30 protein-coding genes and 1 other RNA gene are annotated in these 23,928 nt (G+C 40.2%); 9 read left to right on the forward strand and 22 right to left on the reverse strand.

From position 1 onward, the window contains the following. Nucleotides 1–38: 38 nt before the first annotated feature. Nucleotides 39–1,640, reverse strand: a complete 1,602-nt coding sequence (locus H7F25_RS14255; RefSeq protein ID WP_103131622.1) for a histidine kinase N-terminal 7TM domain-containing diguanylate cyclase — start codon at nt 1,638–1,640, stop codon at nt 39–41. A gap of 238 nt (nt 1,641–1,878) precedes the next feature. Between H7F25_RS14255 and H7F25_RS14260 the strand changes: the two genes are divergently transcribed. Continuing rightward, nucleotides 1,879–2,115 carry a hypothetical protein gene (locus H7F25_RS14260; protein ID WP_185853838.1) on the forward strand — a complete coding sequence of 79 codons (237 nt, stop codon included), beginning with the start codon at nt 1,879–1,881 and terminating at the stop codon, nt 2,113–2,115. A 92-nt stretch (nt 2,116–2,207) separates the two neighbouring features. Here H7F25_RS14260 and H7F25_RS14265 read toward each other — a convergent pair whose 3' ends face one another. Both H7F25_RS14265 and H7F25_RS14270 read right to left on the reverse strand, forming a co-directional pair. Further along, nucleotides 2,208–2,777, reverse strand: coding sequence for a hypothetical protein (locus H7F25_RS14265; protein WP_034623883.1), 570 nt, complete (start codon nt 2,775–2,777; stop codon nt 2,208–2,210). A 7-nt stretch (nt 2,778–2,784) separates the two neighbouring features. Continuing rightward, a complete protein-coding gene (locus H7F25_RS14270) occupies nt 2,785–3,258 on the reverse strand; it encodes a hypothetical protein (protein WP_224426629.1) in 474 nt (157 codons plus the stop codon). Between the two features lie 503 nt (nt 3,259–3,761). On the opposite strand from H7F25_RS14270, the gene H7F25_RS14275 reads away from it, so the two are divergent. Continuing rightward, nucleotides 3,762–4,736, forward strand: a complete 975-nt coding sequence (locus H7F25_RS14275) for a hypothetical protein (protein WP_185853839.1) — start codon at nt 3,762–3,764, stop codon at nt 4,734–4,736. Between the two features lie 71 nt (nt 4,737–4,807). Then, the gene (locus H7F25_RS14280) at nt 4,808–4,987 is read left to right on the forward strand and encodes a hypothetical protein (RefSeq protein WP_135031204.1); all 180 of its coding nucleotides are present in this window, start codon (nt 4,808–4,810) and stop codon (nt 4,985–4,987) included. Nucleotides 4,988–5,044: 57 nt separating this feature from the next. Here H7F25_RS14280 and H7F25_RS19375 read toward each other — a convergent pair whose 3' ends face one another. The 8 genes from H7F25_RS19375 to H7F25_RS14320 all read right to left on the reverse strand — a co-directional run bounded on the left by H7F25_RS19375 (nt 5,045) and on the right by H7F25_RS14320 (nt 11,645). After that, nucleotides 5,045–5,548, reverse strand: a complete 504-nt coding sequence (locus H7F25_RS19375) for a hypothetical protein (RefSeq protein ID WP_247721625.1) — start codon at nt 5,546–5,548, stop codon at nt 5,045–5,047. Nucleotides 5,549–6,292: 744 nt separating this feature from the next. Further along, nucleotides 6,293–6,655, reverse strand: a transfer-messenger RNA (tmRNA) gene (ssrA, locus tag H7F25_RS14290). Between the two features lie 174 nt (nt 6,656–6,829). Beyond that, nucleotides 6,830–7,300 (reverse strand): SsrA-binding protein SmpB, encoded by a 471-nt coding sequence (smpB, locus tag H7F25_RS14295; protein WP_012011279.1) that lies wholly within the window; start codon nt 7,298–7,300, stop codon nt 6,830–6,832. Between the two features lie 139 nt (nt 7,301–7,439). After that, nucleotides 7,440–9,782, reverse strand: a complete 2,343-nt coding sequence (gene rnr, locus H7F25_RS14300) for a ribonuclease R (protein ID WP_024426057.1) — start codon at nt 9,780–9,782, stop codon at nt 7,440–7,442. A gap of 19 nt (nt 9,783–9,801) precedes the next feature. Beyond that, the gene (locus H7F25_RS14305) at nt 9,802–10,548 is read right to left on the reverse strand and encodes an alpha/beta hydrolase (RefSeq protein WP_039181462.1); all 747 of its coding nucleotides are present in this window, start codon (nt 10,546–10,548) and stop codon (nt 9,802–9,804) included. Nucleotides 10,549–10,672: 124 nt separating this feature from the next. Further along, the gene (gene secG / locus H7F25_RS14310; protein ID WP_003212746.1) at nt 10,673–10,906 is read right to left on the reverse strand and encodes a preprotein translocase subunit SecG; all 234 of its coding nucleotides are present in this window, start codon (nt 10,904–10,906) and stop codon (nt 10,673–10,675) included. 185 nt (nt 10,907–11,091) lie between these two features. Then, nucleotides 11,092–11,382 (reverse strand): AbrB/MazE/SpoVT family DNA-binding domain-containing protein, encoded by a 291-nt coding sequence (locus H7F25_RS14315; protein WP_024423481.1) that lies wholly within the window; start codon nt 11,380–11,382, stop codon nt 11,092–11,094. 29 nt (nt 11,383–11,411) lie between these two features. Further along, the gene (locus H7F25_RS14320; protein ID WP_024426059.1) at nt 11,412–11,645 is read right to left on the reverse strand and encodes a helix-turn-helix domain-containing protein; all 234 of its coding nucleotides are present in this window, start codon (nt 11,643–11,645) and stop codon (nt 11,412–11,414) included. 154 nt (nt 11,646–11,799) lie between these two features. On the opposite strand from H7F25_RS14320, the gene H7F25_RS14325 reads away from it, so the two are divergent. The 3 genes from H7F25_RS14325 (at nt 11,800) to H7F25_RS14335 (ending at nt 13,127) form a co-directional block, all read left to right on the forward strand. Continuing rightward, on the forward strand, nt 11,800–12,204 hold the full coding sequence (locus H7F25_RS14325) for a helix-turn-helix domain-containing protein (RefSeq protein WP_024426060.1): 405 nt from the start codon (nt 11,800–11,802) through the stop codon (nt 12,202–12,204). Between the two features lie 130 nt (nt 12,205–12,334). Next, nucleotides 12,335–12,736 (forward strand): helix-turn-helix domain-containing protein, encoded by a 402-nt coding sequence (locus H7F25_RS14330; protein WP_282102247.1) that lies wholly within the window; start codon nt 12,335–12,337, stop codon nt 12,734–12,736. A gap of 70 nt (nt 12,737–12,806) precedes the next feature. Then, nucleotides 12,807–13,127 (forward strand): catDE operon transcriptional regulator CatR, encoded by a 321-nt coding sequence (locus H7F25_RS14335; protein WP_024423485.1) that lies wholly within the window; start codon nt 12,807–12,809, stop codon nt 13,125–13,127. 80 nt (nt 13,128–13,207) lie between these two features. Here the strand turns inward: H7F25_RS14335 and H7F25_RS14340 are convergent, their stop codons facing one another. The 4 genes from H7F25_RS14340 to H7F25_RS14355 are packed head-to-tail and all read right to left on the reverse strand — an operon-like array spanning nt 13,208 to nt 16,665. After that, nucleotides 13,208–13,897, reverse strand: a complete 690-nt coding sequence (locus H7F25_RS14340; protein ID WP_024423486.1) for an ABC transporter permease — start codon at nt 13,895–13,897, stop codon at nt 13,208–13,210. Between the two features lie 21 nt (nt 13,898–13,918). Then, entirely contained in the window at nt 13,919–14,836 is a 918-nt protein-coding gene (locus H7F25_RS14345; protein ID WP_185853841.1) for an osmoprotectant ABC transporter substrate-binding protein, read from the reverse strand. Between the two features lie 13 nt (nt 14,837–14,849). Further along, nucleotides 14,850–15,503 (reverse strand): ABC transporter permease, encoded by a 654-nt coding sequence (locus H7F25_RS14350; RefSeq protein ID WP_025094045.1) that lies wholly within the window; start codon nt 15,501–15,503, stop codon nt 14,850–14,852. Between the two features lie 13 nt (nt 15,504–15,516). Further along, nucleotides 15,517–16,665: a betaine/proline/choline family ABC transporter ATP-binding protein gene (locus tag H7F25_RS14355; protein ID WP_025094044.1), complete on the reverse strand. Its 1,149-nt coding sequence runs from the start codon at nt 16,663–16,665 to the stop codon at nt 15,517–15,519. Between the two features lie 268 nt (nt 16,666–16,933). On the opposite strand from H7F25_RS14355, the gene H7F25_RS14360 reads away from it, so the two are divergent. Then, a complete protein-coding gene (locus tag H7F25_RS14360; RefSeq protein ID WP_024423490.1) occupies nt 16,934–17,470 on the forward strand; it encodes a GbsR/MarR family transcriptional regulator in 537 nt (178 codons plus the stop codon). A 54-nt stretch (nt 17,471–17,524) separates the two neighbouring features. Here H7F25_RS14360 and H7F25_RS14365 read toward each other — a convergent pair whose 3' ends face one another. Continuing rightward, nucleotides 17,525–18,157, reverse strand: coding sequence for a MarC family protein (locus H7F25_RS14365; RefSeq protein WP_024423491.1), 633 nt, complete (start codon nt 18,155–18,157; stop codon nt 17,525–17,527). 119 nt (nt 18,158–18,276) lie between these two features. On the opposite strand from H7F25_RS14365, the gene H7F25_RS14370 reads away from it, so the two are divergent. Next, nucleotides 18,277–18,741: a hypothetical protein gene (locus H7F25_RS14370; protein WP_185853842.1), complete on the forward strand. Its 465-nt coding sequence runs from the start codon at nt 18,277–18,279 to the stop codon at nt 18,739–18,741. Nucleotides 18,742–18,756: 15 nt separating this feature from the next. After that, entirely contained in the window at nt 18,757–19,221 is a 465-nt protein-coding gene (locus H7F25_RS14375) for a GNAT family N-acetyltransferase (RefSeq protein ID WP_024426068.1), read from the forward strand. Between the two features lie 25 nt (nt 19,222–19,246). On the opposite strand, the gene H7F25_RS14380 is transcribed toward H7F25_RS14375, so the two are convergent. The 6 genes from H7F25_RS14380 to eno form a co-directional block, all read right to left on the reverse strand. Then, entirely contained in the window at nt 19,247–19,528 is a 282-nt protein-coding gene (locus H7F25_RS14380) for a hypothetical protein (protein ID WP_024426069.1), read from the reverse strand. Beyond that, on the reverse strand, nt 19,525–19,893 hold the full coding sequence (locus H7F25_RS14385; RefSeq protein WP_185853843.1) for a hypothetical protein: 369 nt from the start codon (nt 19,891–19,893) through the stop codon (nt 19,525–19,527). Before H7F25_RS14385 ends, H7F25_RS14380 begins: the two co-directional genes overlap by 4 nt. Then, the gene (locus H7F25_RS14390) at nt 19,890–21,287 is read right to left on the reverse strand and encodes a hypothetical protein (RefSeq protein ID WP_185853844.1); all 1,398 of its coding nucleotides are present in this window, start codon (nt 21,285–21,287) and stop codon (nt 19,890–19,892) included. The genes H7F25_RS14385 and H7F25_RS14390 overlap by 4 nt, the downstream gene beginning before the upstream one ends. Then, on the reverse strand, nt 21,259–22,026 hold the full coding sequence (locus H7F25_RS14395) for an ATP-binding cassette domain-containing protein (RefSeq protein ID WP_185853845.1): 768 nt from the start codon (nt 22,024–22,026) through the stop codon (nt 21,259–21,261). Before H7F25_RS14395 ends, H7F25_RS14390 begins: the two co-directional genes overlap by 29 nt. Before the next feature lie 58 nt (nt 22,027–22,084). Continuing rightward, the gene (locus H7F25_RS14400; protein ID WP_024423498.1) at nt 22,085–22,354 is read right to left on the reverse strand and encodes a hypothetical protein; all 270 of its coding nucleotides are present in this window, start codon (nt 22,352–22,354) and stop codon (nt 22,085–22,087) included. A gap of 258 nt (nt 22,355–22,612) precedes the next feature. Continuing rightward, nucleotides 22,613–23,905 (reverse strand): phosphopyruvate hydratase, encoded by a 1,293-nt coding sequence (eno, locus tag H7F25_RS14405; RefSeq protein WP_003212752.1) that lies wholly within the window; start codon nt 23,903–23,905, stop codon nt 22,613–22,615. Between the last annotated feature and the right edge of the window lie 23 nt (nt 23,906–23,928).

The following is a 23,928-nucleotide window of genomic DNA, read 5'->3' on the forward strand; positions in this document are numbered from 1 at the left end:
AAATGTTATGTTTATCATATCGAATGTCAGGACAACAGTCAATTCGGAAGATCCTGCTCTTGATACAGCACATGGCCCTTACCAGTGGATGCATAAATCCGGTTCCGTCCTTGGCGTTTTGACATATACAAGGCCTGATCCGCTTCAAATAGAAGTGTCTCTAATACACAAGGATCATTGGCTGTGTGAGCAATTCCAAAGCTCGCTGTCACTCGCACTTTTTCCTCATCATTCGTAAAGAAACTTGCTTCAAACGAATGTCTTATTTTTTCCGCGATATGACATGCCTCTTTAAATGACTGATGAGGCAGACAAATGGCAAACTCTTCTCCCCCATATCGTCCAAATAAATCATCCATTTGTAAATGCTCCTGACAAATAGAGACAACATGACGCAGCGCTTCATCCCCGATATGATGTCCGTGTGTGTCATTGATTTGTTTAAAGAAATCAATATCAAACAGCATAACAGCCGTATCCTGTGCATCCTCTTCCAAGATCATCTGCGTTCGTTCGATGAAAGAAGAACGATTGAAGATATTCGTCAATCCATCGATATACGCACGACGCTCCAGCTCTTCCTGCAGCAAACGCTGCTCTGTTACATCACTGATCACTATTTGCCTGCCTTCGATCTCTCCTCTTCTATTAAATAGAGACGAAGCGGTCAGATGATAATAGCAGGACTGGTCTTTTTCCTTTTTCCACATTAAATCATATTGCGAATGATCCTGCGGAGAGCGCAGCCATTGAATGAACGTTGAATCTTTGATGATTGCTGAGAAAATATCGTCGATTTTATAGCCAATTCCCTTTTTATTCGCAAGTGCTGGAATGATCGATGCAGCAGCGGGATTGTAATCAATGAGTGTCCGATATCGATCTAAAATCAGAACCCCTTCAGACATATGCTCAAACACACGCTCCATTGCAATAGGAGACAGCTTAAAGAGCTGAAACGACATAATTGCCCATAAATAGAGTGCGTTGGTGATAAACATCACCACAGGAACCGGATCAATATGTAGGGGTGTAACGCCTAATAAATAAATAAAAGAAGTCAAAATTGGTAATGACATTCCCACTAACAGTATGAGAATCTGCTTTAAATATTCTTTTTTTGTGACACGTAAAAACCAAAGCAGCATAAAGATAGCAAGCATCGAACAGCCAAACGTATAAACGCCATGAATGATATACCAATAGCCAATCGTAAAATCAGCCAATAAAAACCCATCTACTGGATTCATCGTGATGCTTCGATAAAAGAGTGAATGTAAAGAGTTGGTGAACACCATAATGGTTGTGAGAGTTGGAATCAATAAGATGAGAAGCACGCGGCGCTTTGTGAAATATTGATGGAACCCCGTAAATTGTAGCACAATCAGCAGACTGAGCGGTGCGATAAACGGAAGACCTATGTATTGAAAACAAACCCAGAACATGATTTCTCCAGGAGTACGAGCCAATAATTCAAACGTATGTCCAAAGATATAAATCGCAGTTGCTCCAGACATGTACATAAACAATTGACAGCCAATATATCGATGGCGGTTTGCATGAGCAATGATTGATAATATCACGGACAGAATGCCAGAAACACTCATGATCACAATAAAATGTAAAACAATCGAATCCATGTAAACGCCCCAATTTCAGTTATTTAGAACTAGTCTAATCTTACTATATATGAGGACGTCTCAAATGGGAAGATGTGATTTTGAATTGGTTGGAGGTTTTTTGTAAAATTTCAGGCGTCATCGGTTCGTGATTCCTTATATTTTCACTACTTTTTGCTTAATTTGAGAAGAAGTATGTTGCGTTCGGAGAAATATCTGTACAATGTGGGGATGAATGGAGAGGAGACTCGAAAGGAATATGAATTTTTGGATGATTATGACGGGGCTGTTTATGCTGATTCTTTTAGAAAAACCGTTTAAAAAGAGAAGTTCTGGATTGTTATTTTTGATCAGTTACTTGCTGCTGATTGCGGTTTATGTGATTCAGACAACGTTTGTAGAACTTGTGCCGGATGGATTTTTGATGATGATTGCGGTGGTTGTCGTTTTTCCTTTGTTTGTTCGGTTGGTGTCTTCTTTGAGAAACCGTACATAAGAAAAGAGATGCCAGATCTGACATCTCTTTTTCTGCTGTGAACCAAGTTCGGTTTATGATCCTTTAAAAGGTTCCAGCATTATTTTTCTAAATCAAGGTTTTGAATTATCTTTTGTTGTATTTTTAGCTTTCTCATCTTCAATTTTACTAACCTCTGCTTTTGCAAGAACCATCTCTTCTAATGCTTTCTTCATCCTAGAATCTATGAAATTCAAATCATCACCGTCTACCTTATCTTGCTTGGCAACCTTTAAAATATCTTTGAAAATCGGCTCTAAGTTGTCATCTGTTTTCACTAAGTAACTATTTACCTTTTTATACGTATCTGGAACTTTGTTTTCATTTTCTTTGGCTTCGTTAAGTAATTCTCGCAGACTATCAATTTTCTTCTCAAGTTCACTAGCCCATTCTTTATCATAAACATCATCCATTGGAACTAATGAAAAAAAGAAAGGCATAATTCTATCTTCAAAACGTTTTAAATACCCCTTATACCATGCAGCATATTCTTTATCGGTCATCTTTTCAATTTTTTCTTGTTTTACCGGCGTTTTATTTGACGATGAACCGTTTGCTGCTTCATTTTTACCGCATGCTGTGCTCAGCATCAATGTAAATACTAGAAGAAATATTGAAAGCATTGTCCTTTTGTTTGTCTTCATGTGTGAATTACTCCTTATCCTTTGAGACTTTTTCTACTTCGTCATCGGCTTTGGCTGTTTGATCGTATGCTTTGTCGAGTCTTTTCGAAATGTTATCCAGTGATTCAAGATCAAGATTTTCAAGTGCTTTCGGTGTTTCTTCTACGGCATATTGATATCCTTTGTTTGCTTTTAGCAAATACTCATGTGCTTTTTTATAAGCACCAGGAACGTTTTTCTTTTCATTACCCTCATCAATGACTTTTTGTACATCAAAAAGTGACTTCTCGACAGATCCAAGCCATTCATCATTACCTGCATCAATTGCCACCATCTTTTTAGCAAACGCAAACATTGTGTCTTCAATATCACTTCTGTAATTCTCATACCACTCGGCGTATTCTTTTTCTGCCTTTTGATTGCTGCACGCTGTACCGAATACCATCAGCACGGCAAGCATAATCATCGTGGCGAATAGTGATTTAGTCTTTACTTTGTTCACTGAGATAAACTCCTTCTGCATTCCTGCTGTTATTTTCAGGCTTTAAGTTTAATAAATTCACCCACTAATATATGGTGTAACATCCCTACATTTCATCGGTTAAAAGATGGTTATATTTAGCTATTCATTCAAATTATTAGTAAAAAAATTCGTATTTGGCTTTTCTGTTAAAAAATTAAAAAAGCATAAAAAAACGCTATCAATAGCGTCTTCTTTTATTTAATCTAAATATTTCATGTTGCCAGACCCGCATCAAGGGCTTTAAAACCCTTGATGCGACTGGAATCTAAAAGTTTTGATGGAGACGGTGGGAGTCTATTAGATGGGGTTCGTATGTTTGTAATATTCATTAGATACGTTTACTATTCAATGTTTTGTTTATTATTAGTTGAGCGTTTTTAAACTTTTAATGCCAGAATGATGCCACAAAACCCTCACTTTAACATTATCCCCTGTTAATATGATAAACTGTTATGGAAATTATTTGATACGGAGGGTTAATATTGAATTACCTTAAAACTTTTCTCTTTATGATTTTATGTGCCTTATTCTTATCTGCTTGTGGCAAAGCAGAAAACACATCCACAAGTAACTCCAGTAAAAAAGAAGAAAGCATTGAAACTAAAAAAAAATTAAACGTAAAGATCACTTTGGATAAAGAAATCACAAACAATAAAATTATTATCCTTAGCGGGAAAAGCAACTTACCTAAAGATACGAAACTAAGGATTCGTCTTGAACAAAAAAATTCCCATAAAAACTCCATAGTTAATACAGCTGTTCAAAAGGATGGATCTTTCGAGTATAAATTCTTTAATGAAGGTGACACAGTATTTGATGATGGGAAATATATTATATATGTCGAAACACTACCGGTTCTTGAACAAACTGAAGTTGTTCAAGAACTTTTTGGAGATAATGGATCTAACCTCAGTGGTTCACAGATTAGCGATGACTCAGAACTAAAAGCTACTGCTGAAATAAATTTAAAAATAAACAATTCTGAAGTTATATCTGAGGAGGAAACTTTGCCTAAAGATACAGATGCAGAGGAAGAGAAAAATGAAGATTATACCTCAGAAGAAGTTGAAGATAACAGTGAAGAAGATGAGTTAGATATGGTAAAAGATGATGCAAAAATAGAAATCAAAACAATTATCGAAGAGAACTATAAAACCACATCGATTGAAAAAATTGAAATTAACGAAGATATGGGTTCAAATGAGAATAATAAATTAATAGCTCTTGTTTACTTGTCATTTGACGCGTTGAACACAAGTAAAACCGCTTATAACATGGTTGAAATGTATAGTGATGACTTAGCTGCAAACATTGGCAAAGATAATGATACAGTCAATCAAATAGCTGTATTTTGGAAAGTTCCTTATATAGATGAAGATGAAACAGTGGCTAAATTCTCGTATGAACGTTCTGGAGAACAAATGAAAATTACTGATAAAGTATCTTCTTTAAAATGACCCTTCAAGTTGAAGGGTTTTTTATTAACATTTATAATCGAACGTACATTCTTTTTGTAGGAGGGTATGACGTGACGGATCTTGAAAGGAAGTTATACCGAAACATTTATAATATGAGCCGATTTCGCAACAACCCTTCGATGGATGACCTTAAAAAGAAAACGGGTAAAGATGAACTCGCGATCCGTAAGGCTGTTAAAAACCTGATGTCTAGAAATGAAATAGAATGGGATAAAGAGAAGCATGAGTGAAAGTTCAAGTAATGTAAAAAAGCCGCCCAGGTGGACAGCCAATTTTACATATTACTCTTATTCATATTGAGCAGGAGCAATTTTGGCTACTGGCGCACCACAAAATAGCATGAATACGAATAACACGCTTGGCTTAATTGCAAGGCCCATACCGCCTAAGTATACTGCCACTGTCATCCAATCTCCCTTATCTATTGCTTTTTGCAGATGCTTTAAAGTACCTTTAGCGATACCAACTGCATCCTCGACACAGCGAGTTACCGTGTTACTTTTCGTGGTCGCTTCTTGATTCATTAATTTTGCGAAAGCGATCATGCCATTTTTCTCTGCATCTGTATAATGTGATTTTGCAAGTTCTTCTTCATTAATGGTGTAGCCTTTTTCTTTATCAGAAATGATAATCTTTGTGAAGATGTATTCAATTTCTTTTAAAGACTTCTCAATTTGCTCTTCTGTCAAACCTTCTAATCCCTTTGTGCTTTGTGTCTTTGCAGCAGCAGCTGGAACAAAGGCAGTCACACCCAGAACTAATGCTAACATTAAAAAAACCAATCTTTTCATATTAACTCCCCCTTTTTTTAACTTAAAATTACTTTATCATACATTTATGTAAAATAAAGGGTTTTAAGAGAGAGTTAAACCCATTAGACTCAATCATACATAAATCGACATATTACGCCCACAAGTTTAAACATAAAAACGAGAGAAAATAAATGACCATGCCCAACATTACAAAAAATTTAAGGAAATTTTCGTACTTTGTGAGAGGGCGCTCTTTTTTTGTTTTGACTAGTTTCCAATAAAGAGCGTATCCAGAGAAGAAAAGAATTAATTGACCAAGTCTTGAAGCGTTCTCTAATATATCTATACCATTCATTATAGTTCACCTCCCAAATTAGAGAAAAATCAAACATTCTACACATCTACTTTTCATGTATATCCAAGGTAATTTCAATTTATTATCTCAAATTTCCTTTTCGCCTTCCAACATTTATGTAAAAATAAGTAATAAGAAGCATTACACAAGATAGATGTATCCCTCCTTTCTCTACTTGTTTTTTGATTTTCCAAAAATACGGATGATAGATAGGTGTACTTGAAGTAACTGAATTAACACAAAAAACCCCTCCAAAAAAATGGAGGAGTTCTCAGAAACACTAAACAATTATAGCCATATATACCCTTCCACACAAAAGGAAGTTGTAGCTTTTATGAAAGAAGAAGTTTTTTAAAATGTTGCCAAAATGTTGCCAGACCCGCATCAAGGGCTTTCAAACTCTTGATACGGCTGCATTCTAAAAGTTTTGATGGAGACGGTGGGAGTCGAACCCACGTCCAGAGACATCGATTACTTAAGCGTCTACGAGCGTAGTCAACATATTTCGTGTTCACTCATCCGCATGCCTGCTGACGGGCGCTTGGAGAGCTAGTCTGATGGATCTCTTCTTACGTCCTCAGACGGAAACGTAAGCGTAGCCTACTTCATTGGGCTCCTCACAGACACATAGGCGATGTCAGGAAGAGCTCGCTGCGCTTATTAGGCAGCTAGTGCTAAGTTTTGGTTAAAACTTTTAGTTTTGCCAGTTACATTTAAGTGCGTGTTAACGAGATCGCCTCTCGGCTCGCAGCCTAAGCTCGAACCATCCCTGTCGAATCCGTAACGTCCCCTTGTAAAAGGGATATACGGGATGGAAGTTCAGCTTCACTGCTTCCGTATATAACTATTATAACAATCTCACTGCTCGAAACAACTGGTGGTTTCTGTCAAAACAGCGCTGATTGTTTACTGCATAACATATTGTAGCATAATGCTTCCGCTCTCAGCAAGCCATCAGCATCAGGCTAGAATTGCTTTTGACGATCGCGGAAGGCACGTTCGATTTCACGTTTTGCATCTTTTTTCTTCAGATCTTCACGCTTATCGTATTTCTTCTTCCCTTTTCCGATTCCGATCAGCACTTTGGCAAAGCCATTTTTCAAATAGAGTTTCAGAGGCACAAGTGAATAGCCTTCTTCCTTCGTCGCACCAATCAATTTGCTGATTTGCTTGCGATGAAGAAGCAGCTTTCTCGTTCTCAGCGGATCATGGTTATAACGGTTCCCCTGCTCGTATGGGCTCACATGCATGTTATGAAGGAACACTTCTCCTCGTTCGATTTTGGCAAAGGAATCTTTTAAATTCACTTTTCCAGCACGAATCGATTTGATTTCAGTTCCTTGCAACACAAGACCAGCTTCATACGTTTCTTCTATAAAGTAATCATGATTTGCTTTTTTGTTTTGGGAAACAACCTTTCCCTCTCCCTTTGGCATTGGCGTACACCCTCCTTTTGACACAAACACGGTCCAAATCGTACGGATTATTTTATCAAACAATCCAGCTTTCGACAATGCTGACGCCATGTGGTCAAAAAGCAAATAGAGCGTGATGCCCTATTTGCTTTTTGGCACGTTACTTTTTCTTTTTGCGTTTTTGTTTCGGTGCGTTTTCAAATACGCGTTTTTTCTTTTTCTTCTTTTTACGGCTTGTGAACCAGTCACTTCCGCTTTTATCCTCTTTGCCTTTTTCCCCAGAGGCTTTTTGACCTCCACGGCCTTTTTTCGCTGGTGGATCTGTTCGTTTTTTGAACTTGAAATCTTTTGGTGATTTACGGCGAGTGCCCTTCATACCGACGATTTCAAAATCAATTGAGTGCTCATCTTTATTGACATTCACGACTTTGACAGTGATTTCGTCACCGATACGGTAGACATTCCCTGTACGTTCACCGATCATAGCAAAGTGCTGTTCATCAAAGCGATAGTAGTCGTCAGTCATATAGCTGACATGGACAAGACCTTCTATCGTATTCGGCAGTTCAACGAATAGTCCGAAGTTCGTCACGGAACTAATCATACCATCAAACTCTTCACCGATTTTATCTAGCATAAACTCTGCCTTTTTCAGGTCATCTGTTTCACGCTCTGCATCGACTGAGCGGCGCTCCATTGTAGATGCATGATCTGCGATTTCAGGCAGCAGCTGGCCCCACTTTTCTAAGGTCGCTTCATCTGTCTTTTTCTGAATCAAGTAGGTTCTAATCAATCTATGCACGATTAAATCCGGGTAACGGCGGATCGGTGATGTGAAGTGTGTATAGAATTCCGTTGATAATCCAAAATGGCCAATGCTTTCTGGATCATACTTCGCCTGTTTCATAGAGCGAAGCATCACAGTTTGAATGACGACTTCTTCTGGTTGATCCCTGACAGCATCGAGGACACTTTGAAGTGCGCGCGGGTGAATGTTCGTTGACGTCCCTTTCACAATGTAACCAAACGTCGTCACGAACTCTAAAAAGCGCTGAAGTTTCTCAGGATTTGGTTCTTCGTGAATTCGGTAAATGAACGGAACATTCATCCAGTGGAAATGCTCTGCAACCGTTTCGTTTGCAACAAGCATGAATTCTTCAATTAATTTCTCTGCAACGGAACGCTCACGAATGACAACATCTTTCGCAGCGCCTTCATCATCTACAAGTACTTTTGCTTCCTTGAAGTCAAAGTCTACAGCTCCGCGCTCCATTCGTTTGTCACGAAGAATCTCTGCAAGCTTCTCCATCTCTTGGAACATCGGCACTAGCGGCTCATATTTGTTTAGAAGCTCTTCATCTTGGTCGACTAAAATCTTATTCACATCGGAATAGGTCATTCTCTCTGTCGTTTTGATCACACTTTGGAAAATCTCATGTTTGACGACTTTCCCGTTACGATCAATAACCATTTCACAAGACAGGGTGAGACGATCGACCTTTGGATTTAATGAACAAATACCGTTTGACAAACGATGCGGAATCATCGGAATGACGCGGTCGACGAGATAGACACTCGTTCCACGTTCATAAGCTTCCTGATCAATCGGAGAATTCTCTGTGACATAATGAGAAACGTCTGCAATGTGCACGCCAAGCTTATATTTGCCATCATCCAGCTTTTGCACGGTTACGGCATCATCTAAGTCCTTTGCATCTGCACCGTCAATCGTCACAATCGTTTCATTGCGCAAGTCGCGTCTGCCTTCAAGGTCTTTTTCATCAATCGTTTCCGGTGTGTCTACTGCCTGCTGAAGTGCTTCTTCCGGGAACTCACCTGGCAGACCGTGTTTATGAATGATCGACAAAATATCAATGCCAGGGTCATTTTTATGACCGAGGATTTCAGTCACTTCACCCTCTGCACTCATTCTTCCTTCAGGGTAGCTTGTCAGCGTCACAACGACTTTATGACCTTCGACCGCACCGTTTTTAGCGGATTTCGGAATGAAGATATCGTTTGTGATTTTTTTATCATCAGGAATGACAAAGCCAAAGCTTTTCGTTTCTGTATAGGTACCGACAACCGTCTGAGTATTACGCTCGAGAATGCGGATGACAGTTCCTTCTTTTTTCGTGCCGTTTGATTTGTGGCTGACACGAACCATGACGGTATCGCCATTCATCGCTGTGCCTAACTCATTTGGCGGAATGAAAATATCATCCTGTCCAAACTCTTCAGGCGTTACAAATGCAAATCCTTTTGCATGGGCAGACAGCTTTCCTTTTACCAAATTCATTTTTTCTGGTACACCGTAACGGTCGCTGCGCGTGCGAACGATGAGTCCTTGATCCTCCAGCGTCACAAGTGCTTTGACGAGCTCTTTATAATCATCAGGATTGGTAATCTCCATCATGACTTCCAGCTCTTGAACAGTTAACGGTTTATATGCTTCTTCTTTCATAAAAGCGAGTAATTCATCCATAAATTCTTCTTTTTGCACACTCTAACCCCCTATATATTTAAATTGACCAATCAAGTGATTCTAAGAATGCATAGACATCCTGATGAACCTTCTCCCGCTCTTTATCAAGCGTGATGACATGGCCTGATTCTTCATACCATTTCAAATGCTTATCATCTGTCTCTACTTCGTTATAAATGATATTTGCACTGTCTGTATTAATCATATGATCGTGACGTGCCTGCACAACAAAAGTAGGTGAATAGATCATGTCGACATTGTTTCTGACATCTGCAATCAGTTCTTGCAGGCTCTTCAGTGTATCCATTGGTGTTTTCTTGAACGCTTCCATTTCTTGTTCAATTTGGTCCTCTGACTTACCCTCAAATTTCTTATAGTTACGGGCATAATCTAGTACACCCTGGTACATGACTTCTTCACTTTTTATGTACATAGGTGCACACATAGGTACAATTCCCTTTACAGGTACAGTGTAACCTAATTTCAATGAAAAAACTCCTCCGAGGGATAGTCCGCAAACTGCAATCTCCTCATAGCCCTCATCTTTTAAGAATTGATAGCCTTCTTCTACATCTTTCCACCAGTCAGCCGGGCCTGTATGGACAAGCTCTTCTGGCGGCACACCGTGTCCTTTATATTGAGGTGCATGGCATGTATATCCTCTTTCGTTCAAATAACGGCCAAGCATTCGAACATCGGCTGTATTTCCAGTAAAACCGTGAAGAAGAAGCACCGCCTTTTCTCCACCTTTAAACGTAAATGGTTTTGGTGTAACAACTTTCATGATGTGACTTCCTTTCCTTCTGATATGGTTTATATTTTCCACTTGTATGTATGAAACAAACACAAAAGAGTGCTGATAATAAAAAAAGGTCTGAAAAAAGATCAGACCTTCTGTTACTCGCGCTTTACACGCCTAAATATGCCAATGCAAGTGTTAAGATGAAGAAAAGCACTGACAAAATAACCGTTAATCGGTGAAGAATCAAGTCAAGGCCTCTCGCTTTTTGCTTACCGAAAAGCTGCTCGGCTCCACCTGAAATAGCGCCTGACAGTCCAGCACTTTTACTTGATTGTAGTAATACAACGATGATAAGTGCGATACTGACAATTACGAGTAATGTGATAACAAATGCGTGCATGAAAACACCTCCAGACAAACTGGTACACATAACTTTATTTTACATGAAAACAAGGTGCATGTCACGAAACATCAAAATAAAGATTTCCTATATATTGTCGACTTGATTCGTTATTTTGATACAATTTCGTTCCAAAGTGCTGATTGCAGCATTTTTATATGAATTTTTTCGGTTAAAAACACATTTTAATGAGTTGCTTCTTCCTTCAATAGCTGTTTTAATTCTACTAACAAACGTTCAGCTCCTTCAGGACTCAGCATCACGTTCCCATTTCCATAGCTTTTGTTGTACTTCGTCACTTGTCCCGTTAACAGGCAGCTCTTATCTGCATCATATTTTTTCAGCATAATGGTTTGATCTTCAATGAAAATTTCTAACAGCTGCTCTTCTTTAATATTGAGTACCTTGCGCATTTCTGAGGGCAGAACAATTCTGCCGAGAGAATCAATGTGTCTGACCATCCCAGTCCTTTTCAATGACATTTCCTCCTTGATGATGATATCATTTATTGACTTTTGTCAATATCCTCATAGTAAAATAGATCTTCAAATTTTTTATCAAAGTAATGAATCATTTTGCCAATGACAAGCTGTCCTGGTTTTCGGTGACCATTTAATACCCTGCTAAGTGTGGCAGGAGAGATGCCAATTTCATCAGCGAGCTGATTTAACGACATATCGTTCTCGATCATATACTGCATGACAAAAGCCCGCCTGATCTGAATCTTTTCGACCATCATTACAACCTCCTATGGAATCATTATGTACAACATGTAAGACTCTCACATCAAGCAGATTCATTAACTTATGTCAACACTTTTACCCCTCTGCTATTTCCTTTGGTCAATGATCATACTAAAATAAGTCATATACTGAAATGTGAGGTTCGATGTCATGAATCACTTTGGTGAACAATTACGCATTTTAAGAGAAAATAGAAAAATGTCGGTCAATCAGCTTGCCATGTATTCAGGTGTAAGCGCTGCTGGAATTTCTCGTATTGAAAATGGAAAGCGCGGTGTGCCAAAGCCTTTAACCATAAAAAAATTAGCACACGCCTTGAAGGTGCCCTATGAGGATTTAATGCTGCTTGCCGGTCATATTGAACAGGAACAAGTTCATGAAATGAAACCGAAATATGAGTCCATGTTAAAAATCTATCAAACGGCGCTTCAAAAGGATGTAGAACATCTCCCCATTTTTGACGGAGACAAATGGGAAAGGCTCTCCGCACAAGACATCAGCCAGCTGAATGAATACTTTCTCACGCTCATCGACCAAAAAAAGGCGAACAAATAGCGGGGCATAAACCTAATGTACATCCACCATTAACTAATGTCAATATTTTCATGGTGTTCTTATTGCCAATAGTCAACAAATCAAGTAAAATAGACATATCGAATCTATAACCATGTGAGGTTTTGCGTTGATGAACTTTGGTGCATATTTAAGAGCATTACGTGAGGAAAAGAAGCTGTCGGTGAACCAATTAGCGATGTATTCTGAGGTCAGCGCTGCCGGTATATCTCGTATTGAAAACGGGAAACGCGGCATTCCGAAACCTCCTACGATTAAAAAGCTAGCTGGTGCGTTAAAGGTACCTTATGAAGACATGATGCAGGCTGCGGGCTATATTGAGGAGGCCTCTTCTGTCCATCAGCACGAGGAAGAGGATCTGGCTTTATCCAAAATAAAGGAAGCCGCAGCGCAATATGAACTTGGTGATCTCGAAATATTTGATGGTGACATATGGTCGACCCTTTCGAAAAAAGAAATAGAGGACCTCAACCGCTATTTGTTATTTATGTTAAACAGCCGTTCGACCTCATAAATGTTTAAGCTTTTTGCGCCGATTTATGACAGATTTACGGTATAATGGGTTCAGATTGGAGTGAAGAAAGATGAATCAATCTGACATGTGCCCGCGGTTTGAAAAAGCAGTTGAGTTATTGAGTAAACGCTGGGTGGCACTGATTGTTTTTCAGCTTCTCTCAGGTCAGCAGCGCTTTAGTGAAATTGAGGCGGCTCTGACAAATTTAAGTGGAAGAGTTTTATCTGAGAGATTAAAAGAGCTAGAGGCAGCAGGTATTGTAAAACGGGAGGTTTTTGCTGAAACACCCGTGCGCATTGAGTATTCTTTGACAGATATGGGGCGTTCACTTGCACCCGTTTTTGAGGAAATTGCGAAGTGGTCCTCTGAATGGATCACGCTTGAATCATAAAATACAAGCATGCGAACCGCCTGATCATCATAAAACAACCTCCCTTACAGATGTAAGGGAGGTTTTGTCTTTTCAACCGCTTAAGCAGATGTGATGTTTTTTTCAGCTAACGCTTTTCTTTCCTTTTTCTTGTTTGTCGGGCTTAAATAGCGTTCGAGCCAGCCCATGACAAGGTCAGCCATAATAGCCATGAGTGCAGTTGGAATCGCACCTGCTAAAATGATGGCTGTTCCGTTTGTGGCGTTTGATCCTCTGATGATGATATCACCAAGTCCTCCCGCGCCCACAAATGTTCCAATCGCTGTAATACCGATGGCAATGACCAGTGCGGTTCTTAAACCAGCCATAATGACTGATAAAGCAAGCGGTAATTCAACCATTCTCAGCACTTGCCATTTCGTCATGCCCATCGCTTTACCTGATTCTAAATAAGCATGTTCAATGCTGACAATGCCCGTATACGTGTTTCTGATGATCGGCAGAAGCGAATACAGAAAGAGTGATAGGATGACGGTATTTGCGCCAAGTCCTAATACAAGCATCAATACGGAAAGCATCGCTAATGCCGGTATCGTTTGAATGACGTTGGTAACGGCGAAGATCCAATTGCTCAGCTTGCGGTAATGCGCTACAAAGATGCCTACTGGAATCCCGACAATCGCCGCAAACAACACCCCATACGCCGACATGAGAAAATGCCGATAAAATTCTTCTAACACATATGACCCGTTCTGCTGATAATACGTCCATAATTGCTGCAGTGTGTCCATCAGCCGTGACACCTCCCCATCTTACTCAAAGTAATTGTGTTTTTTCAGGAAATTCTTCGCAACGGTTGCTGGTTCTTGAAGCTCCCCGTCGACTTGATAGTTCAGCTCTTGCATTTGTTCTGTATTGATTTTTCCGATCAGCCTGTTGATCACCTTATCAAGCCCTGGATTTTCTTTTAAGACTTTCTCCGGGACTACTGGTGATGCATCATACGGCGGGAAGAACCGTTTATCATCTTTTAAGATTTTAAGGTTATAGGCTTTGATTCGTCCATCTGTTGAATAGGCAAGCACAATATCCATTTTTTCATTCTTTAGAGCATCATAGACTAAACCAATCTGCATCGGATACGTGCTGCCAAATTTGATTCCGTATGTTTTCACGAACCCGTCATAGCCGTCGCCTTTCTTTTTGAGCCAAATATTATCGACACCAAATCGGTAATTGTTCGCATTCTTTTTCAAATCAGAGACCGTTTCTAACTTGTTTTCCTTCGCCATCTTCTGCGTCACAGCAAAGGCATACGTATTATCAAATCCATAAGAATCAAACCATTTGTAATCATAGCGTTTTTTAAATTCTTTTTGGACGATGTCCATCGCACGCTCCGGGTCTTTTTCCGCATCCATTCCAAGCGTGCTTGTTAAATCCGTGCCTGAATATCTTGTCGCAGAAATGTCGACATCTCCGTTTTCCATTGCTTTTTGCTGCACAGTGTTGGAGCCTAGGTTTTTCACAATTGTCGTCTTTTTATCTGTGTAATGTTCGATCATATCGCCAACCATATAGGCCATAATTTCTGATTCGGTAAAGTTTTGTGCTCCAATTCGCAGCGTGCCCCCTGAGGAGCCGGCTAGTCCAGGAAGTGAACAGCCGCTTATCAATAGCAAGCATCCGGCAAGCAGTGCACTGATCCATGTTGTTTTTCGATTCTTCACATAAGCCAACTCCTTATGAAACTTCCTTCAATCCTTTTAAGCCTTCTGGTGTTACCTTTTTCTCCAGCTTCATTAATGATAGGTCGATGATGACTGCTAAAATTGTGACTGGTATCGCACCCGCAATAATAAATTCCGGCTGATACAGCTGAAGTCCAATCAAAATGTAGTCACCTAGACCGCCTCCACCGATAAAGGCTGCAAGTGTTGTCCAGCCAATCAAATATATCGTTGACGTTCTGACACCTGCCATAATGACCGGTACAGCAAGCGGGAGTTCAACAAGACGAATTTGTTCCCATGTTGTCATCCCGATTCCTTTACCGGATTCAAGCAAGTTTTTGTTCACACCTTGGACCCCGGCATACGTATTTCTTAAAATAGGTAAAACCGAATAGAAAAAGAGAGCAACGATTGCAGGTATTTTCCCAACCCCTAAAATAGGAATAAAAAAAGCAAGAATCGCTAAACTAGGGAGTGTTTGAAAGATATTCACGATACCGATGATAAAACCTGCGCCTCGCTTCATTCGTGTGAGGACCACACCTAAAGGAACGGCAACGATAATACCAAGCACAACAGCAATTAAGGAAATATATAAATGCTCCCACATTTTTGTGAGGAGTTCCCCACCATTTTTCTCTAGAAAGTCGATGATTTGATCCATGTGTACACCTCCCTTACTTCATTTCAGTGACAGCCGCCGGCGTATCGTCTCCCCAAATGGAGTCGTACACAACATCTACAAGACTTGCACGTGTCACAATGCCTTTTAAGTGCCCTTCTGCATCCACAACCGGTACATATTTAATGCCGCGTATTAAGATTTTCCGGACAGTGTCTCTTAGAAGTGCACCTTCTTGTACGGTATAGAACTCTGTATTTAAAATATCACCAACGAAAGCTGCTTTTCTGCGGTTCGCATCGATTGTTTCAATATCGATATAGCCTTTTAGCACATGATGTTCATCTACTACAAGCAAGGAATCGACCCGCTTTTCTCTCATGATGTAGATGGCATCTGTTAATGTTTTTTCAACTGTAACGGTGACTGGTGACGTGTTCATCATTTGTTCTACACGTTCCATATTCGGATTTGATTGAAGCAGACGTTCTTTGCCGATGAATTCTTCTACGAATTCATTGGCTGGGTTCCGCAGAATATCGTCAGGCGTACCTACTTGAACAATCTCTCCATCTTTTAAAATCACAATTCGATCAGCTAGTTTAATAGCTTCGTCCATGTCATGTGTGACGAATACGATGGTTTTATTTAACGTTTTTTGCAGTTTCTTAAATTCTTCCTGCAATGAATCTCGTGTGATTGGATCAAGTGCGCCAAATGGTTCATCCATGAGGATCAGAGGGGGTTCCGCTGCTAGTGCGCGAAGAACACCGATGCGCTGCTGCTGTCCTCCGCTGAGTTCATGAGGGTAGCGCTCTAAATATTCCGGTCCCATGTCGACAAGCTTCAGCAGTTCACGTGCCCGTTCTTTTCGTTTTTCTTCCGGCCATTTTAACAGCTTCGGAACAAGTGAAATGTTTTGTGCGATGGTCATATGGGGGAACAGTCCAATTTGCTGAATCACATAGCCAATTTCTCTTCTTAATTGAACTGGATCTTTTTTCATAATGTTTTCTCCCTCGATGAAGATTTTTCCTGAGGAAGGTTCGATGAGTCGGTTAATCATCTTCATGGTTGTTGTCTTACCACAGCCACTCGGTCCAATAAAACAAATAAATTCTCCTTTTGCTATTTCTAAATCAATATTTTTGACAGCTTTTTTTCCGCCTTTATACGTCTTAGATACATTCTCTAGTTTCAGCAAATGAGACACCTCCATTAGTCGGATCAATATTTTCAGAAAATTTACACCTTATTTATTATAGTGCAAACTTTATAAAATAAAAAGTTTATGATGTGTTTGTATTGCATAACATTTATTTAAAATTTTCAGTTAACGGCCTGATAGATAGAGATCTCTCCTTTTTACTCCAAATTACGAGCAAATACTCAATATTTATTGTTTTCATCAACAAACAGGTATATGATATATTGTGTTACAAATTGTCAGTCGTGAAGGGATGAATCGGGGAGTGGACAAGCAAGCGTTAGGTGCCATTCAAAAAGCACAGGATCATTATATTGAAAAAGCTGCCGAGAACATGAATGCCTTTGGTCTTTCTTCTACAGTGGGTAGAGTGCTTGGTATCATTCACATGAACCGTAAACCAATGACGCTTGGAGAGCTATCAGAGGCGACAGGCATGAGCAAAACGAGAATGAGTCAAGTCGTTCGAGAAATGCTTGATTTGAATATTGCGGAAAAGGTTTATGAAAAAGGAATACGTAAAGATCTATATGACGTTGAGCAAGATCAATACCAAACGTTTATTTCCTTGTTTGCAGCCAATTGGTCCCGAGTTGTCAGCAAAAACCGCAAGGCACATAAGAAAACGTGCAAGGAATTGCTGGAGCTGCTTGAACAGGACGACCTGCCAGAAGAGACAGAGAATAAAATCAATCTGCTTCTTTCAGAAATCAAGGAAAGTCTTGATTACTATGATTGGATTAGCCGTTTAATTGAATTCTTTGAAAGTGAAGAAGTGTTTAAGCATGTGCCGAAACCTTAAAAAAGCTGTTTTATTTTACATCATTGTAGAAAAAAACAGCTTTTTTATATACACTTATTGCATAAACATTGGAAACATCCCTTTTAAGCCTGCGCCGATCATTTCAACTGCCACTACAGCAAGAATTAATCCCATCAACCGCGTCACGACATTCATCTCTGTTTTCCCCATTTTCCGCATAATGAAACTTGAATAATGAAAGGCATAAAAGGTCATTGCCAGAACGATGACAATGCCGATTAAAATCGTAAACATGTGAAGCATCCCTTGACTTCCCGGGGTTAAACTCATCACTGTAGCGATTGTACCGGGACCAGCGATGATCGGAATCGCCAGCGGCGTAACGGAAACATCCGCCTTTTCTATGCTTTCTGCCTTTTCCTCAGAATGAGGATTTTGGACATGTGACTCCTTTGCATTCAGTAAATTGTAAGCGATACCAAAAATAAAAATACCTCCGGCGATACGGAGTGCATGAATATCGATCCCAAACAATTTGAAAATGAGCCTCCCAGCCAATAGAAAGGCAACAAGAATAATGAAAGAGACCACAATGGCTTTTTTGGCTGTCTGGGAGCGTTCTTTCTCTGTATATCCCTCTGTTAAAGTGATGAAAAGAGGCACGTTTCCAATAGGGTTTGATACAGCAAATAATGAGACCACGACATGAATCATAAAGGAAATCAACAGACACCCTCCTTTTTTCATAGTGTCTGCCAATCTGATGTGAATATTCCCTTGTGATGTTAAAACCTGTATATATTTAACCGATGATAATAAAGGTTTTAAAGAAAGGGGAATGACACATGAAGAAGACGATCACCATCATCCTTCTATCTGTTGCGGTTTTAGGAGCAGCCGGCTGGATGGTTTGGCAGCAGCAGACCATCAAAGCAGCTGAGGAAAAACATCAGCAAGAAAGCAAAACGAACGACGAGCAGCTTTCGAAGTTAACATCAGTTCAAGCGGATATGAAGCATGAAAACGAAGATCAAAAAAAGAAACTGTCTACCATCACCAAAAAGCTCAAAAACGAAAAGAAAGCCTATCAAAAAGAAGTCAAGCAGCGTAAAGCGCTTGAGGCAAAAATTGACCAGCTTCAAAAAGAGCTGACAGCAGCGAAAGCCACTGCTCAAGCGAATAAACAGAGCGCACAGGCTGCAAGGCAACCAACTGTCAAAAAAGACCCAAATGTCACTCACAATCCGCCCTCACAATGGGTACAGGATCAATATGATTGGGGTGTGAAACAAGGATATATTAAAGAATAGAAAGGATGAAAAAACATGATACACATTCGGCCATTGTCAGGTGATCAATCCGTCCCTATGGATCTTTTACTCTTAGCTGATCCTTCAAAGGAAAAGGTTCTTACTTATGTGCAATCCGGCTCTTGTTATGCCGCGTATCATGATCAGGACGTAATTGGTGTCTATGTGCTTTTATCTCTGTCTCAGCAGACAGTTGAAATCATCAATGTCGCCGTGAAGGAATCATGGCAAGGGAAAGGAATTGGGAAGCAGCTGATCCGCCATGCCATTGCTGAAGCGAAAGCCGCAGGCTTTCACACGGTTGAAATCGGCACAGGCAACTCGAGCATTCAGCAGCTCGCACTTTATCAGAAATGCGGCTTCCGCATGATATCTATTGACCACGATTTCTTTCTTAAGCATTATGATGAACCGATTTTTGAAAATGGCATTCAGTGTATGGATATGGTACGGCTGTCACTCACTTTGCAAGCAGACTGATGTTTTGTTCCGTCCGTCTGCTTTTTTATGTTCTGCGTTTTTTTACCACATGCTTCACATATTGAATGAAGAAATAAAGCACGGCGCCAGCTAAAAAGCAGACCACACATCCAAAGAGCGTCGCCTCTGAGCTGAATTGATACTCTTCAATTTTCATGATATAAAATGGCATGCCAAACAATGTTGGGCTTGATTCAACATGATTGACCTCTAGCAGCAGTAAAAAAACAGGGGTCATAAACACAGCAAATACATACAGCATCGCAAGTGTTATACCGCTGGAAAACGAATGAAATACTTTGATCATCTCTTTCTCTCCTTCATCTCTTTTAAACTGGCTGTGATATTTTTTCCGTCAGGGCAAGCTGGATGCAGCATCACCGTATTCAGTAAAGAAAAAAATAGCAGCTGATGACTTACAGGATGCTTCCATATCATAAAAAGCACAAGCGAACAAAGCACCGGAAAGAGCGGGCCTGCAAGTGCCACCATCATATTGAAGCTCGGCCGGACAAATTTCTCATGGACGACCGCCACATGCTTCCAATCAATCGTGATCACAAAATCAAAGGGCGGCCTTTTTTCGATTTTGTTACACAACATGATCATCAGCATATGACCGAGTTCATGTATCATCACAACCGCTAGGAAACTACACACAAGTTCTATCATCGCAAGACAGGCCTCTTTAACATGACCGTATATATACAGCTATAAAATGCAAGTGAACCTAGCAGATAAGCAGTGGCGAGAAGATACACATCTGCTGAAAGCCACTTCAATAAAAGCATATCGATAAAGCTGAATACAGCAATCATCATCACGATGACAAACAGTTTATTAAACTCACTGATCTTCACGATAAACCCTGTACAGGCCGCCATGGCAGTGATCAACAAAATGGACAAACTTGCGAGGCCATGACCTTCACTTTCAATACCTATCACCATAGATGCAAACCCAATAAACACAAAATATATCAACAAATTAATAGCGTAATAAAATAAAATTCTCGACAATAAATAAGCACCCTTTGATGTATTTAACATAAAGATGGCCCTTTGATTCATATGATATTCTCTGCCAATCATCAGTGGAAGCATGATCAATATTTCCTTTAATGCATACTGCACAATAAAAGCATACATCCAGCCGGTTTCTACAGGTGTAAAAACAATAGGCAGCCCCGCAGTCAAACAAACGAGAAATAAAAACAAAATGCCCTGTTCTTTAAAAACAGCTGACCGGCTGAAATAGACCAATTCCTGCCGCAGGTGCGTCAGAAAGGAAGATTGCGTTCTGATTTTCTTGTAAGAAAACGACTTTACCTCTGTTTTCAGCTGCAAAAACATCTGATGGACATAAGAAGCCGCTAACCCCTTCAGCCATAGCCAGCCAGCGCTTAGAAGGATCACGAGAAATATGAGATAGACTAATGGCCATACTCGGATCATTTCCATTGCTTTTTTCAAAAGGAGAAACACCAATAGATTCAGCACCGCAAAGCCGAGCGTTTGCAGCAGCAAATGCTCTTTTGTTTTTGAGACGAAACGGCTCACAGCAATCCGCATCACCATCCAAGAAGCAAGTGCAAGCAGCGCCAGTACACAGCAAGTCATGCATACAGCCGTTATCCAATACAGAGATGGCGTAACACCGCTGATCAAAAGGCCTAAAACAATCGGTAAAAAAAGCAGTCCAACCATAAGGAAACAAAAGAGCACTGGAAAGAAATATACACAAAGGACAAATGGCACACTTTGTATCGCACTATTTAAAAAGTAGAATTGATATTCCTGGCGCTTTAGTTTATTGCGGGATAAAACAATACCTGCGCCTAAAAGTAAAAGCGTCATTTTTATCAATTGGAGGTATAAAGCAGCCGGCTCTCTTTCTCCTGCCTGCATAAAAAAGCGCAGGCTGATGACGACGTATATCGCATACATGAGCAAGAAAAAAACCGCGGCTGCGAGAAGCTGTATAGGGTACTTTTTTGCGAGCTGCTTTCCTTTCGTTGTCAGCATCCCCCATTCTATTTTATGAAGAACGTGTCGTGTCCAAATCATTGAGTAACCTCTCCACCTGCATATAGTAATCTCGATTCATTTCTTTATAAATCTCTTCAAGTGCCTGATGAGGAAATGTCTGAGTCGTTTCTTGGCGGGACATATCCAGCTTGACGTCCCCATTTCTTAAGATCATGAGATGGTCATAAAGCGTATCACCAAAGCTCAAATGATGGGTTGAAATGAGAATGCCAGCGCCTTGATCTCTCAGCTTCATGAGCACCTTTTTTAAGATGATCATCATATCTGGATCAAGTCCGTTCGTTGGCTCATCAAACACATAATAATCACATGGCCTGAGGAGCTGTGAAATGATCTGCGTTTTCTTTTGATTGCCATGAGACAGCTGAGCGATAGGCTGATCCATATAAGAACCCAGCTCAAACAGATCGATGAACGTCTCTTCCCGTGTGACATCTTGCTCATTTGGCAGCTGAAGTAATTGAAAGTATTCCCTCGGTGATAAATAATCGAACAACGAATGCTCGTCAGGAATATAGGACACATGTTTTTTCAACAAGGAGATATGTTCTGAGGATTGAAGGTTCAGCTGTTTACCATGTAAAGTGACGCATCCTTTAAATGGCGTCAGCCCAAACATGGATTGGATTATCGTCGTCTTTCCCGCACCATTATGCCCCAAAAGCAGCAGCATCTGCCCTTTCTCGACATTCATTTGAATATTGTGGAGAGAGAAGGTGCGGCTATATGTTTTTTCTTTTAATCGTAATGTCAGCATCATATCCCTCCGTTTGTTTCAGATAGAACAGATGCCCTTGCATCTGTTCTCATCCCTGTTAAAAACCGCACTGGATTTTAACGTACATGCCTAATAATTTGAACTCACCTAAAAATTTGGAGCCTCGTCCAAAGGTCTTGCATGCCCAAATCAATGCTCCAAGTGAAATAATGCCCAATATAGCGGCAAGGACATAAATCCAAAATGCGTTTTTCTGTACATTCTTAGAAGTTAGAATTCGTTGCTTCCTTTCATCATATGCCGCCAATAGGTGAAGAACATACATATATACACCTACTGGAAAACGAAGGCTAAAAGGATTCAGCATCTCATCACCCCCTAATATATGTAAAATGATACCACCCCCTTACAGAAAGCATAAGTTCATTTCAGATCATATTTTTAGTCGATTTTTCATGATTTAGTGCTTATAAATGGAGAGGATTTTGCCTTCTTCTCTAACTGAAGGAGGATTTTTTACAGAAATAGGATAAGTCAAATGAATCAGCCAGAGGAATTTCGCTTAACACAAAAAAACGCTGCGCCCCGCTCTCGTGAAAGAGCGGAACGCAGCGCATAGCTGACATTATTTATTCAAGTTATAGAATGTTGCAATGCCGTGATATTGTGCTGTTTCAGCCAATTGATCTTCGATGCGAAGTAATTGGTTGTATTTCGCCACACGGTCCGTACGAGACGGAGCACCTGTTTTGATTTGTCCAGCGTTTGTTGCAACAGCGATGTCTGCAATCGTGCTGTCTTCAGTTTCACCAGAACGGTGAGAGATAACAGCTGTGTATCCTGCGCGTTTTGCCATTTCGATTGCATCAAATGTTTCAGTTAATGTACCGATTTGGTTTACTTTGATCAGGATTGAGTTACCAACGCCGTTTTTGATTCCTTCAGATAGCTTCTTCGTATTTGTAACGAACAAGTCGTCTCCTACTAGCTGAACCTTGCTGCCAAGGCGCTCAGTTAATAGTTTGTGACCTTCCCAGTCGTTTTCATCAAGGCCGTCTTCGATAGAGATGATTGGGTATTTCGATACCATATCTTCATACCAGTCAACCATTTCAGCAGATGTTTTCACAACACCTTCGCCTGATAAATGATATTTACCGTCTTCTTTGTTGTAGAACTCAGAAGATGCAGCATCCATTGCAAGTTTCACTTCTTCACCTGGTTTGAAGCCAGCTTTTTCGATCGCTTCAACGATTGTTTGAAGTGCTTCTTCGTTAGAACCAAGGTTTGGAGCGAATCCACCTTCATCACCTACAGCTGTGTTTAAGCCTTTTGCACTTAATACAGATTTCAGGCTATGGAAGATTTGAGCGCCCATGCGAAGTGCTTCACGGAAGTTTGGAGCACCTACAGGCATAATCATGAATTCTTGAATGTCTACGTTATTATCCGCATGCTCTCCGCCGTTGACGATGTTCATCATTGGTACTGGAAGCGTTTTGGAGTTGAATCCACCAAGGTATTGATAAAGTGGAATTTGTAAGAAATCAGCAGCCGCACGTGCTACAGCGATAGATACGCCAAGGATTGCGTTTGCGCCTAATTTCCCTTTGTTTTCTGTTCCGTCAAGTTCGATTAACATTTTGTCAATCGCTACTTGTTCTGTTACATCAAAGCCTAAAAGCTCTGGTGCAATGATTTCGTTTACGTTGTTTACAGCTGTCAGAACACCTTTTCCAAGGTAACGGTCTTTGTCTCCGTCACGTAGTTCTACTGCTTCATATTCACCAGTAGAAGCACCACTTGGAACAAGCGCACGGCCAAAGCCGCCAGATTCTGTGTAAACTTCTACTTCAACTGTTGGGTTACCGCGAGAGTCTAATACTTCGCGTGCATATACGTCAACAATGTATGGCATCGTTATTTCTCTCCTTTTGAATC

It is taken from the genome of Bacillus sp. PAMC28571 (assembly GCF_014250435.1).
Lineage (GTDB): Bacteria > Bacillota > Bacilli > Bacillales > Bacillaceae > Bacillus > Bacillus safensis.